General features: G+C 40.5%; 10 protein-coding genes, 1 pseudogene and 1 other annotated feature. Of the genes and pseudogenes, 5 read left to right on the forward strand and 6 right to left on the reverse strand.

What is annotated here, in order from left to right; all coding sequences use genetic code 11:
- Positions 1–296: 296 nt before the first annotated feature.
- From M8E35_RS11755 to M8E35_RS11780, 5 genes are all read left to right on the forward strand, one after another.
- On the forward strand, positions 297–1,769 hold the full coding sequence (locus tag M8E35_RS11755) for a glycosyltransferase family 39 protein (protein ID WP_252469271.1): 1,473 nt from the start codon (positions 297–299) through the stop codon (positions 1,767–1,769).
- Entirely contained in the window at positions 1,766–2,680 is a 915-nt protein-coding gene (locus tag M8E35_RS11760; protein ID WP_252469273.1) for a UbiA prenyltransferase family protein, read from the forward strand. The genes M8E35_RS11755 and M8E35_RS11760 overlap by 4 nt, the downstream gene beginning before the upstream one ends.
- A gap of 15 nt (positions 2,681–2,695) precedes the next feature.
- Positions 2,696–3,658 (forward strand): haloacid dehalogenase-like hydrolase, encoded by a 963-nt coding sequence (locus M8E35_RS26720; RefSeq protein ID WP_309446462.1) that lies wholly within the window; start codon positions 2,696–2,698, stop codon positions 3,656–3,658.
- Positions 3,659–3,737: 79 nt separating this feature from the next.
- Positions 3,738–4,439 carry a response regulator transcription factor gene (locus M8E35_RS11775; RefSeq protein WP_252469275.1) on the forward strand — a complete coding sequence of 234 codons (702 nt, stop codon included), beginning with the start codon at positions 3,738–3,740 and terminating at the stop codon, positions 4,437–4,439.
- Positions 4,423–5,835 carry a sensor histidine kinase gene (locus tag M8E35_RS11780; RefSeq protein WP_252469277.1) on the forward strand — a complete coding sequence of 471 codons (1,413 nt, stop codon included), beginning with the start codon at positions 4,423–4,425 and terminating at the stop codon, positions 5,833–5,835. Before M8E35_RS11775 ends, M8E35_RS11780 begins: the two co-directional genes overlap by 17 nt.
- A 147-nt stretch (positions 5,836–5,982) precedes the next feature.
- On the opposite strand, the gene M8E35_RS11785 is transcribed toward M8E35_RS11780, so the two are convergent.
- The 6 genes and pseudogenes from M8E35_RS11785 to M8E35_RS11810 form a co-directional block, all read right to left on the reverse strand.
- On the reverse strand, positions 5,983–6,597 hold the full coding sequence (locus tag M8E35_RS11785; RefSeq protein WP_252469278.1) for a rhodanese-like domain-containing protein: 615 nt from the start codon (positions 6,595–6,597) through the stop codon (positions 5,983–5,985).
- 259 nt (positions 6,598–6,856) lie between these two features.
- Positions 6,857–7,885, reverse strand: a complete 1,029-nt coding sequence (locus tag M8E35_RS11790; protein ID WP_252469279.1) for a CPBP family intramembrane glutamic endopeptidase — start codon at positions 7,883–7,885, stop codon at positions 6,857–6,859.
- A 47-nt stretch (positions 7,886–7,932) separates the two neighbouring features.
- Positions 7,933–9,267, reverse strand: a complete 1,335-nt coding sequence (locus tag M8E35_RS11795) for a sensor histidine kinase (protein WP_252469280.1) — start codon at positions 9,265–9,267, stop codon at positions 7,933–7,935.
- A 13-nt stretch (positions 9,268–9,280) separates the two neighbouring features.
- Complete coding sequence (locus tag M8E35_RS11800; protein WP_252469281.1) at positions 9,281–9,985, reverse strand: LytR/AlgR family response regulator transcription factor; 705 nt, start codon at positions 9,983–9,985, stop codon at positions 9,281–9,283.
- 43 nt (positions 9,986–10,028) lie between these two features.
- Positions 10,029–11,246 (reverse strand): pyridoxal phosphate-dependent aminotransferase, encoded by a 1,218-nt coding sequence (locus M8E35_RS11805; RefSeq protein ID WP_252469282.1) that lies wholly within the window; start codon positions 11,244–11,246, stop codon positions 10,029–10,031.
- A gap of 129 nt (positions 11,247–11,375) precedes the next feature.
- Positions 11,376–11,612 (reverse strand) — a binding site (T-box leader).
- Positions 11,613–11,725: 113 nt separating this feature from the next.
- Positions 11,726–12,113 (reverse strand): annotated as a pseudogene (locus M8E35_RS11810) (DNA alkylation repair protein); the annotation flags it as partial.
- Positions 12,114–12,445 lie beyond the last annotated feature (332 nt).

Raw genomic sequence — 12,445 nt, forward strand, 5'->3', positions numbered from 1 at the left:
AGAATCTAAGTCCTCATCACCACCTCTTCGTTTAATGATGAGCTTACGGATTAGCTGCCCCCAAATAGTTGATTGTGCACGATTTCGCATGATTGGGTATAATCTAATCCGAATAAAACGATTATCTTTTTCTATTGTAGCTTAGAATAATTAATCTGCATAATATAGGTTTTGCTCCGATCAAAATTCAAAATTCCTCAGACTTATCTTCAGAAAGCCTTCATAAACTCAGGCGTTTTTCTTAATTTGTGTGTTTTACAATAGATACAGTTAACAAATTAAGGATGGATAAAACGATGAAAAAAATGACATTATGGCTTAATTCTGTTTTGAAGGTACTTTTTAGCATCATTATTGTGGGTTCAATCTATAACACCTGCATAGCATCGGGTTCGTATGATCAATCCCGCACAGGACTTGTCTTACTTGGTATTTGGACCGGATTGGGACTTTTGTTTTATAAGCTCAGGCCCAGACTCAGTTTTAAGGTACTTTTCACCGGCATCTTGCTCATAAGCTTGGATCTTCGAATTTTATGGTTCTTAAATATAGACAGTCTGCCGGTTTCTGATTTTGGCATGATGTTTTATAACGGCAGTCAGGTTATTCAAGGCCATACCGACATGTTTAAGGGTATCAACTATTTTGCTCGCTTTCCCCACATGTCACTTACCGTAATGTACTTCGGCTTGATCCAGTACCTGTTTGCGGATGCGCTCAGTATGACTCGTCTGATCAATATCGGCCTTTCGCTTATCAATGTTGTTTTACTTTATTTTATAGCCGATCAATTATTCCACGACAGGCCTAAAAGTCTTGGGGTCATGTTTATTGCCGGCATTTTCCCGCCAATGATCTATTACAACAACGTTTTTGCCTCAGAAAACCTGGCGATGCCCTTATTGCTGCTGAGTGTTCTTTTTTATCTTCAAGCAGTTAATGGCCAAAAAACAATCCCCTTCCTTTGTTCCGGTTTATTATTAAGCCTTGCCCATTTATTCCGGCCCCTCCTTTATGTAGTTCTTGTGGCTTACGTTCTTTACGCATTGATCTATTATCAAAATCATATCCAGGCCAAGCTTAAGGCTGTGCTTAGTGTTGTACTGTCCTCCCTTTTACCCTTTGTTCTGATCAGCCTGATATTGGTGCAAATGGGCATCACCCAGTACCCCTTGTGGCATGGTACAGAACCTTTGACGGTTTCCGTACTTAAAGGTACCAATATTTCCTCCGGCGGCGGGTGGAATAAAGAGGACGCTTCCGTGTTTAGTCAATTCAACGGGGAATATGAGGCTGTTAATCAAGAATGCCAAAGGCTAATTAAACAAAGATTCACGGAAACTCCGCCCAGCGGATGGCTTAAATTTTACCTGGTAAAATGCAGCAACCAATGGAGCTCCGGCGATTTTGGCGGCGCCTATTGGGCGGAAGCAGGACGTACGGACTTCAAGACCCAGACCCTATTTGCCCAAGGTATTCACAGGGGGAACAAAATGGCCATCTCCATGCTTTCCCAGGGCTTTCTTTTCCATCAGATGGTCTGGATCGTCCTCTTGGCGTTGTCCCTTGGGGGATTATTTCGCAAAGAAAAATCTGGTGCCCAAAGCCTGCAGCTTTTATATATCCTTTTTATCGGGTTTGCCCTCTTCTATTTGATTACCGAATCACAATCACGCTACGCTTATATTGCCTGTTGGATCTTTCCGATTTTGGCGATGACTGCTTTTCGAGGAGAGTCTGCTAAGCATAAAGCTGGTGATGAACTGTGATCAAGATAAAAACCAAAATGATTTTAAAAGCCATGCGCGTCCATCACTATCTGAAAAACTTTTTAATCTTTTTACCCTTGCTCTTTAGCGGCAATCTCTTCCAAGCAGAAATGCTTCTAAATACTATGGTTGGTTTTATCGCTTTCAGTCTGGCGGCATCGACTATCTATATTATTAACGACATTCGTGATGTCGAAAGCGATAGGCTGCATGAAATCAAATCAAAAAGGCCGATTGCTTCCGGCGCTGTTTCCATAAGGTCCGCTAAAGTATTGGCCCTTATTCTGGTCATCATGAGTCTATTTCTTAACTACCTGGCCTTTGGAACCAGGGCCTTGGCCTGGATCATTATCCTAACCTATATCTTTCTCAATATGATGTATAGCTTGGGACTGAAAAACATCCCCCTCTTAGACATTAGTATTTTGGTCTCCGGTTTTTTGTTAAGAGTGATCTATGGTTCTGCCATTTCTTCTGTGATTATATCGAATTGGCTCTATTTAACCGTTATTTCCTTGTCCTTCTATCTGGCGCTCGGAAAAAGAAGAAATGAAATTAAAAAACACGGCAATATTCGCCAAGTATCCCAGTTCTATAGTCAAAACTTTCTTGATCGGAATATGTATGTCTGTTTAGGATTAACCATCACTTTTTACGCCCTGTGGTGTGTGGACCCGGTGACTATGGCCATGCATTCCACAAATAATATGATCTGGACCGTGATGCTGGTTCTGATCATTTGCATGAAATACAGCCTGCAAGTGGAAGGGGATTCCCAGGGTGATCCGGTTGACGTCTTTCTTGGGGACAAAACCTTGATCGGTCTCGTTATTTCCTACGCCCTCATTATGTTTATCATTATCTATTGTCATTCGATTAATGAGCTTGCAGCCACGATTTTTTTGATGTGAGGATCTGAAGAAGCTATGAATGTTTATGACTTCGATAAGACAATTTACGGCGGTGACAGTACCCTGGATTTCTATGTCTATTGCTTAAAGAAATACCCAAGAACCGCATGTTATCTTCCCTCCCAAATCGGTTCAGCGCTATTGTATGGATTGGGAGTACACAGCAAGGTACGCTTTAAAGAAATCTTTTATTCTTTTCTACGGTCCCTGCAAAATGTTGACGAAGTCATCGATGGATTTTGGGAGTCTCATGAACGCAAAATCAAGGGTTGGTATTTAAAGCAGAGACATAACAGTGATCTGATCATCTCCGCCTCGCCGGAGTTTTTACTAAAGCCGATCGGCGAAAGACTGAGTATAACTATCCTGGCCTCAAAAGTAAATAAAACCAGCGGCCTGTATGAAGGGGAAAATTGTTACGGACAAAATAAAGTTGAGCGCCTGAATCGTGAAATCAAGGATTGGGTGATTGATGAGTTTTATTCAGATTCCCTATCGGATGCGCCCCTGGCCATGCTGGCTAAGCAAAGTTTTCGTGTTGACGGTGATGATCTTATCCCATGGCCGGACTATCATCCATCGGGATTCAAGAAAGCTAAGGGGTTATTGACAACCAAAGAGTTCATTGGGTTTTTGGTCATCGGTACGATCAATACACTAAACGGTGTATTATTTGCTTACCTGTTTTCCCTGCTGTTTAATGTCAATACGGCTTTTATGGTTGGCTATTTAATGAGCCTCAGCCTATCCTATCTGCTTAACAGCTGCCTGACATTTAAAGAAGCGGTGTCTTGGCCTAAATATTTTAAATTTTGTTTTTCGTACATTCCAAATTTTTTGATCCAAAACTTCATTGTTCTAATCTTTTTTAACGTTTGTGGTCTGCCTGAATTGCTTGTTTATTCCCTTGCCGCCATTATCGGAGTTCCGATAACCTTTATCCTAATAAAGAATCTTGCTTTTAGATCGGTTACATAGCAGCCTCTAAGCAACTCATTACAAGATATAATGTGGTATACTTTGGACGTATGGCCGGAAGATAGGAGGAAAACTCGGTATGGACAGCTACAAGATACTCATAGCCGATGACGAAGATGATATCCGGGACTTACTAGAGATCTATCTAAAAAGCGAAGGATTTGAAGTCGCCACAGCCGTTGACGGGTATGAAGCCTTGCAAATACTCGAAACACGTGATTTTGATTTGATCATTCTGGATATCATGATGCCGAGACTGGATGGCATTCAAACCTGCTTCAAAATCAGAAAAGATAAAGGCATCCCGATTATCATGTTGTCCGCCAAAAGTGAGGACGTCGATAAAATCCTGGGGTTAAACACAGGCGCAGACGACTACGTAACAAAGCCGTTTAATCCGTTGGAGGTTGTTGCCAGAGTCAAATCCCAACTCAGACGCTATACCCGACTCAATGACTATATTCCCAAATCAAATGATGAAATCGTCATTGGAGGACTTGTTATCAATACCGCCAGCCACCAAATCAAAGTGGATGGCAAGGATATCAAGCTGACACCAACCGAATTCTCCATCCTGGAGGTGCTTGCTCGGAACAAAGGAAGGGTCTTGAGCATTGAAAACATCTATGAAAACGTGTGGAACGAACCTCTCTACGAATCAGAAAATACGGTTGCCGTTCATATCCGCAATATCAGAGAAAAAACCGAAATTAATCCGAAAGAGCCACGCTATATTAAGGTCGTTTGGGGGGTAGGCTATAAAATTGATCACAATCCATAAAATTGACCTTGCCGAGATTGTTAAATCAAATATCATCCGGCTGATTATCTGTCTGGGTTCACCTCTTGCAGCTTATGGGATGGTCTTTACAGCCTACGGCTACCTGTATAATTGGTCCACTATAGCCGCGAAGGCGGCTGTACCGGTCTTCCTTATTGCCTTAATTCTTACCGGCAACTTACAATCAACTCTTTGGAAAGTGATCCTCGGACTTGTGGTTTCTATTGTTGTTTATCTTGCCGGTTATTCTCTGACCTATGACCTATGGATATCCTTAGCTATGGCCGTCCCCAGCTTTCTGATGATTATGGCCTTTACCGGCAGATATAAAACGTTTGAACATTTTTTAATAAAATCTTGGTTTATGATCAAAGGGATATGCCTGCGAAGCGTAGGTATGGAGCTTTTTGTCTTTAATATATTAAGCCTCCTGGGAGGATGTATCGTCTTCGGCGTTCTTGATTATTACTGGCCGTCGTACCTGATACCGACGGGGGTCCTCAGTGTTATTTCTTTCCTTATCATTAACATTCTGCTTGTCAGAAACAAGCTGAATTATCTTAAAGAAATCACCGGCGGGATTGCGGAAATATCCAAAGGCAATCTCGATTATCGGGTCACGGTAAAAGGCGAGGATGAATTTAAAACCCTCGCCCAAAACATAAACCATATGTCCGAACAATTACTTCACAAGATTGAAGATGAAAGGCGGGCCGAACGGACTAAAAATGAACTGATCACTAATGTCTCCCATGATTTGAAGACTCCGCTCACGACGATCATCGGCTATCTAACACTGCTCCACGACAAAAAATATGAAAGCCAGGACATCCTGGCTGAATACGTAGGCAAAGCTTACACTAAGTCGCTGAAACTAAAAAAACTAATTGAGGATTTGTTTGAGTACACCAAACTCTCCAATGGCATTATTCAAGCAAACAAATTAACCATCGATCTTATTGCACTTATGGAACAACAGATGGGCGAGATCTCTGTCCTGGCGAAACAAAATAACCTGTGTTTTGTCAAAAGTTTTTCTCACCCCAGTATCATGGTTAATGTCGACTCGGATTTGATCGCCAGAGTATTCGAAAATGTTTTTTCCAATGCCATCAAATACAGCTATAGGGATTTGCCGGGTGAAATCGTTGTCACTGTTACCAAGGAAACAAATCACGTCCATATCAGCGTGGAAAATCAAGGCAATACAATACCAACCGAACTCCTGCCGCTTTTGTTCGAAAGGTTTTTCCGGACTGATCAGTCAAGGAATTCAAGGACATCCGGCTCAGGACTGGGCCTGGCCATCGCCAAAAGTATTGTCGATCTTCATAATGGGGAAATCTATGCCGAATCAGAAGCCAATAAAATAAGGGTCTGCCTTGTTTTATTTTAACAACTGCCCTTCTTCAGGTGCGTATTCTGCATTCTGCAGCGCATTATACAAAATGATTTCCGGATTTTTCAAATTCTCAATGAGTACACGGAAATCAAAAAACTCCCCTTTGCGTAGTCCTGAATTTTTATTTTTTCAGGTGTCTACTCAAAGGGGAGCATTATCAGTTTGGCAGTTTTTGATTTGTATAAATCCGTGCTGAGTCAAGATTCGATAAGCAACGTAGCCTCGCAGCCCAATCTCACAGTAAACTACGATTTCCTTATCTTTCGGAAGTTCCGATAATTTGCTGCGCAGGTCATTTACAGGTATATGCAGCGAACCACGGATAAACTTAGCTTTTCGTTCCTCTTCATCCCGTACATCAATAATACATATATCTTTTGCACTAAGTTTACTGAGTTCCTGCCAATGGATCATTTTAACATCACCATTAATGATGTTTTCCGCCACATAGCGTGCCATGTTCACAGGATCTTTAGCCGATGAAAAGGGCGGGGCGTAGGCAAGTTCGAGTTCCTGCAAATCATAGATATACCCTTGGTTACGAATTACCCCAGCGATGTCATCGATCCGTTTATCGACACCCTGAGCTCCAACAGCTTGGGCACCCAGGACTCGGCCGTTGCTTTTATCAAAGACAAGTTTCATAGATAATCTTGTTGCTCCGGGATAATACCCGGCGTGGGAATTGGAGTGCGTAAACAACACTTCATGAGGAATTCCTAATTTCTTAAGCATTTTTTCATTTGCCCTTAGCATCCCGAATATTCTCTTTTTGGCACCTCGGCTGCCCCGTGTTAGTGTTGTCTTTTGAGTGAAGATCGAACATGACCCTAACTAAGTTTGGTTTAGCTTTAACTTTAGGCTATGTTCAAGAACTGTGTTGATAAAGGAACAATTTTAATGGACCCCATTCTGGAGTCCATTAGCTCACAATTTAAGAAAAAACGAATTATTATTTTCTATAAAGATTATCGTCTTATCCTTCTGTGACATACTGAATTTAACTTCAATCTCATCAGCCCGACAGCTTTTCGATTCCGGTTATCCCCATGAAAATTTGGAAAGCTAAAAAAATCAGAAGCCATATAGAAGTAAAGGTTAATCTCAGTAAACCTTTTTCTACTTTTTTATTTTTAATAAATTCCTTCATTTCATTTCTTTTCATAATTATAATCGCGATTGTCCCTGCAAAGAAAACTCCTTCAATCGCATAAATCACCATGGACTGCATTGTGTCATTCAAATTCGCAGTAAGATAGGAAAGTAAGTCTCCAAAGATAAAATTATTAATAATATGCAGCAGAATAGACCACTTTATGGAATATTTCATTGCTGCATACCCGAGAACAAAACCAACCAGAGTCGCAAAGATACTTTGAATCAGATTACCGTGAAATGCTCCAAAAATCACTGCAGACATAAAAATGGCATAATAGGTTCCATACTTTTGAAATCCTCTCATGACAAAACCACGGAAAACAATTTCTTCCGCAATCGGCCCAATAAAGGAAGCATATAAGAACATCGATACTGTGGTGCTATTACTGGCGGCGCTCTCAATCTCGCTCAGAATGCTAAATCCGAACCGGTTGAGGCCAGCCTCGATACCCGCACCTGCTATGCTGAAAACGGCCTGTGCAGACATAAAAATCGTCAATAAAATCAAGAAAGATATGCCGGTCATTTTCTCTTGTGAACGGAAAATTAAGTTTCGATAATCACATTTTCGAAAATAAAACACTAAAAAGATCATGCCTATAAAAACGGCAATGATGCTTGAAGTTCCGCTATACATTGCCTTATTGACAATATTATCAATAGCAGAATCAATATCCAGTTCATTATTGCCGAAAAAAAATGGCAGGATTCTTCGTATTATATCGACAATAATAATCAAAAACATGATTAGTTCATAAACAAGGACTCCTCCGGCCACCTTATTGATAGTTTTCCTGATTTCTTTTTTATGCCATTGTTTTTCGTGTGTTTCAAGCTGGTTTTTCAATTCTTTATATCCCCTTTGCAATGTTTCTGTATTAATCATAGCAAAGGGGATCTCCCCATAGTCAAGTTTGTTGTGAAATGCTTAAATTATGTTGCAGGCTGCACAAACAGTATAATCTCCAGTACAAAAAAGTTCTGTCCCCCATCATTTTCTACATGATATTCCATATGCCCCTGATATTTTTCCACGGCCATTCTTATATTGCCCAAACCGAAGCCATGATTAATATTGCCCTTCTTAGTTCTTATAAAAGAAGATGCTAATTGGTCTTGACCGATTGAATTACGAAACATAAGGAACTGCAAGGCATTCTGCTGTTTGAACTGGATCTGAATATCCTTCTCGGACACAGAACTATCCTTTAAGGCCTCTACAGCATTGTCAATTGCATTGGAAAAGATGGTACAAAGGTCAATTGCATCAACCGTCAGATTTCCCAGTTTTCCATCGATTGAAAAAGATATCTGATCTTTTTTGGCAGTTACATATTTTTCATTCACGATTGCATCCACGATATTATTGCCAGTATGTAATTCCTTATCGATCTGCTGAACCTGTGAATTTAAATCCATAATGTACTTTTTGGCTTCTTCATCTTTCTCCTTCGAAATCAGATTGTACAGGCAGGCAATATGGTTTTTCATATCATGGTGTACTCTCCTGGTCTCTCTTTGAGTCTCCTGATATGTCCTGAAATGCTCTAATTGCGCTTTTAAATAATGTTCATTTAGGATTGCTGCCTGCTGAAAATAGGTCTTTTCATTTCCCTGAATCGCCATTACGATTATTAAAGATAGCAAAAAAACAATAATGCAGATTCCGAAGCCGACAAACAATTTAGCATAGAGGGAAGCGATTTTCAACTCATCCACGCTTAAAAGCAAGATGGATAACATCAAAAGAAATAAACCTGTTATGTTGATTAGATTTCTTTCCCATGTGGATAGGGTTCTATTATTAACAACCTCTTCAAAACGTATCCATTTTTTCCTTTTCCACATAAACATTATAAAGCTTAGCCAGAATAAAACATCAAACATACTCATCCATGGGCTATCCGTATTAAGAATGAAATCCATAGAATTCGAATATGAAAATAGATACAGAAAAAAAGCGGGAATGCTCGGAATAGAAAGTATCATGCCGGCAATGGGCAATATTAAAAACACACCCCTGATCTTCTGTTTCTTTCTTGAATGAAAAATAAGAACCCCAAAAAACAGAAAAGGAAGGGCAATCAGTATCGGGTCTCCATTATCAAAAAAGCAAACAACAACTTCACTGAACAAAAATGTTCCCAAATAGAAATACCAAGTGCGTAAGTTATAATAAAACTTCTCGAAATATATGTACTTCCCAATTAAAATGAATAAAATTAAAAGCTCGATGCTTCCTAGTACCAGATACAATTTTTCAAACATAGCCTCACCTGTCTCATCCTAAGATCCGTAAATAGTTCATCATCGCTGTTTTAAATTCCGTTCCTTTTCCTCTGCTGAGCGGTATTTCATTTCCGTTTTTCATCGTGATTTTCTTTCCATTAAAGAATTTGACGAATCCCAAATTTATCAGATAACTTCTATGCGCCTTGTAAAACATCTGCTTCGGCATTTGCTCTTCCATATCGCTCAGTTTTTTACGGATTAGATATCGGGTATCTTCCAAGTATACATTAATGTATACATTTTCACTTTCCACAAACTGGATTTCCGTCCAATTTACCAACAGGATTCTTTCTCCGTCCTGTAATTCAATTTTACTGTTTACCAGCCTTAACTTAGCAAAATCCTGCAATACTTTCACTAACTTTTCCTTCCGCAGCGGTTTTTCAAGAAAGCGAAAGGCATTTACTTCATAGCCTTCCATTGCCCGCTCAGTATGACTTGTTAAAAAGATAATAGGAATGGACTGATTGATTTCCCTGATCCGTTTGGAAGCTTCTATTCCATTCAGCCCAGGCATTTCAATATCCATAAAAATTATTTGGAACTCCAGAGGATGTTTCTCGAACTTCTCCAAAAAGTCCTTTGCTGACAAAAATACTTCTATTTCAACCTCTAACGCCCCATAATACTCTTCCAGTTTCTCCAGGAAAACTTTTTGAAAATTAACCTCATCATCACAAATCGCTATCTTCATCCTATCACCCTAATAAATTATTTACTCTAATAAAGAATTCCCATCAAGACTGACGATACCCCTCCAGAAAATTGCCCAGTCGATCACAGGCAATTTTTAATTCCTCGATCTTAGGCAAATAGACGATACGGAAATGATCAGGCGATGGCCAGTTGAATCCACGCCCATGAACCATAAGGATATGTTTTTCATGAAGAAAATCCAGGATGAATCTTTCATCATCCGTAATATGAAACTGCTTGATATCAATCCGAGGGAAGACATAGAAGGCAGCTTTAGGTTTAATCACCTGAAGACCAGGAATATTGTTTAGGGCATTGAAGATAAAATCACGCTGCTCATAGATCCGTCCCCCTGGTAAAAGAGTGCCGTCGCATGTATGGATGTCAGAAAGGGCTGTTTTAATGACATACTGGGATTGTACATTTGAACACAACCGCATGGATGACAGAATGTTTAACCCGTCGATATAGCCTCGGGCTTGGGATTTGTCTCCGCTTAAGCACATCCATCCGCAGCGAAATCCGGCGATCTTATGGGATTTTGAAAGACCGTTCAGGGTTACAACTAATAAATCGGGAGCCAATGAAGCAATGGAAGTGTGCTGATAGCCATCCATCACAAGACGGTCATATATTTCGTCAGAGAAAATAATAAGACTGTGCTGCCGGGCAAGTTCTGCAATCTGTTCCAATAATTCGGTTGAATACACCGCACCGGTGGGATTATTTGGATTAATAATAACAATGCCTTTCGTCTTTGAGGTTATTTTTCTGCTGATATCTTGGATATCCGGATACCATTCGGACTGCTCATCACAGATGTAATGGACGGCTTTTCCCCCTGACAATGTAATAGCCGCCGTCCACAGCGGATAATCGGGGGCGGGAACAAGGATCTCATCTCCGTTGTCGAGCAGTCCCTGCATAGCCATAACGATTAACTCACTGACACCATTTCCGGTATAGACATCATTTACGCCAACCTGGGGTATTTTTTTTAATTCACAGTAATTTACGATAGCTTCACGGGCTGAGAGAATACCCTTTGAGTCCGAATATCCTTCCGCATTGTGTAGATTTTCTGTCATCTTGTGAATTATCTCTCCGGGAGCCTCAAATCCGAAGGGAGCAGGGTTGCCGATATTTAAACTCAAAATATCGAGGCCTTGACTGCGCATGCGCTCAGCTTCCTCAAGCACAGGTCCACGTACATCATAACAGACATAATCCAGCTTTTTTGACATATTAAATGTTCTCATTACAATCCCCCACTTTCAAAAATTATCATCTGCCCAACAGGTGGTTGAATAACTTTCTGCTTTTTTTACTTTCTCTACCTCAATAGGCCAAAACCTACAAATTATAAAAGCCCTAAGCTGATTTAATCAGCTTAGGGCGAATTAGCAAATCCGTGTTACCACCTAAATTCAGAGGTTACTCTGCTCTCTAACGGCATAAAATTCCGCTTCCGTTATAACGTACGGAACTCCGGTAAAGCTTACTGGACAGATATCATTCGGCTAAACAGCTCAGAAACGGCTTCCCTGTTTCTTCACGAAGATTTTCACCGGCCATCTTCTCTCTAGACATCTAAAACAGGTACTTTTTTTCTTCATAGCTTTGTGTATTTAATTTTTGTCATTATAGTTCAAGAATTTAAAAAAGTCAATAACTTTTTTATTGGTCTTCTGTCAAGATTTTTTTGCCTGCTACCCCTCATTGAGCTTCGTGCCCAGCCTTATTTTACCTTCAGCGTCCGCAGGTACGCCTTTGTTTCGTCGCCGATCCGATAGCTCTCAAGCTTTCCGGATAGCTTTGTTGTGCGTCCACTTCTCTAAACGCTGTTCCCGAATATACGGCACAGCGGCTTCGTACTGCTTGGCCATTGCCGTTGCGAAGTACCAGTCAATCATCATCTTGACATAGTATTCCTCCGACCGGATACCCGCCACAAGCTCAAGCATCTCCGGACGAAAAGCGTCATCAAGATAGAAGCTTATCAGCATTCCGATCCCGAAGCGCACCGTATAGGTCCTGCCGGATATCAGCCAGACCTTGATTTTCTCGTAGAGCTTGGGCAAATGCTTTTTAAATATTTTTGGTGAAATCAGGTCACAGGTTGCCCATCACCTCACAATCAAAGTATATTAAAACCCGTATTGGCCGTCCTCTCTTTTCCTGCACGGATATCAGAGGCCTGCCGCATTGGATTCCAATTTAAACTGTATCGGAACTTATTGCCAATCCTGCATACTGAGCCGACTGATTTTCCGAATTGTGGACTTCAAACACTCTTTCACCGATGAATGCTTTGCAAAACAACATATAGTACGTTTCGATTCCTATAGAGGAAAGCACTACTATTATTTATTGTACTGTTGGTTCTTTCGGATTTTGCCACGCCCAATTTAGAGATGTCATAAAACTCATTTTGTGGTGTGCACATATCTTTTAACTC

The sequence above is a fragment of the Desulfosporosinus nitroreducens genome (assembly GCF_023897015.1).
GTDB classification, from domain to species: domain Bacteria; phylum Bacillota; class Desulfitobacteriia; order Desulfitobacteriales; family Desulfitobacteriaceae; genus Desulfosporosinus; species Desulfosporosinus nitroreducens.

Bases quoted from the DNA above. Each gene is read 5' to 3' on its own strand.
- M8E35_RS11755 (WP_252469271.1), top strand. From the start codon at position 297: ATGAAAAAAATGACATTATGGCTTAATTCTGTTTTGAAGGTACTTTTT.
- M8E35_RS26720 (WP_309446462.1), top strand. From the start codon at position 2,696: ATGAATGTTTATGACTTCGATAAGACAATTTACGGCGGTGACAGTACC.
- M8E35_RS11775 (WP_252469275.1), top strand. From the start codon at position 3,738: ATGGACAGCTACAAGATACTCATAGCCGATGACGAAGATGATATCCGG.
- M8E35_RS11785 (WP_252469278.1), bottom strand. From the start codon at position 6,597: ATGCTAAGGGCAAATGAAAAAATGCTTAAGAAATTAGGAATTCCTCAT.
- M8E35_RS11790 (WP_252469279.1), bottom strand. From the start codon at position 7,885: ATGATTAATACAGAAACATTGCAAAGGGGATATAAAGAATTGAAAAAC.
- M8E35_RS11795 (WP_252469280.1), bottom strand. From the start codon at position 9,267: ATGTTTGAAAAATTGTATCTGGTACTAGGAAGCATCGAGCTTTTAATT.
- M8E35_RS11800 (WP_252469281.1), bottom strand. From the start codon at position 9,985: ATGAAGATAGCGATTTGTGATGATGAGGTTAATTTTCAAAAAGTTTTC.
- M8E35_RS11805 (WP_252469282.1), bottom strand. From the start codon at position 11,246: ATGAGAACATTTAATATGTCAAAAAAGCTGGATTATGTCTGTTATGAT.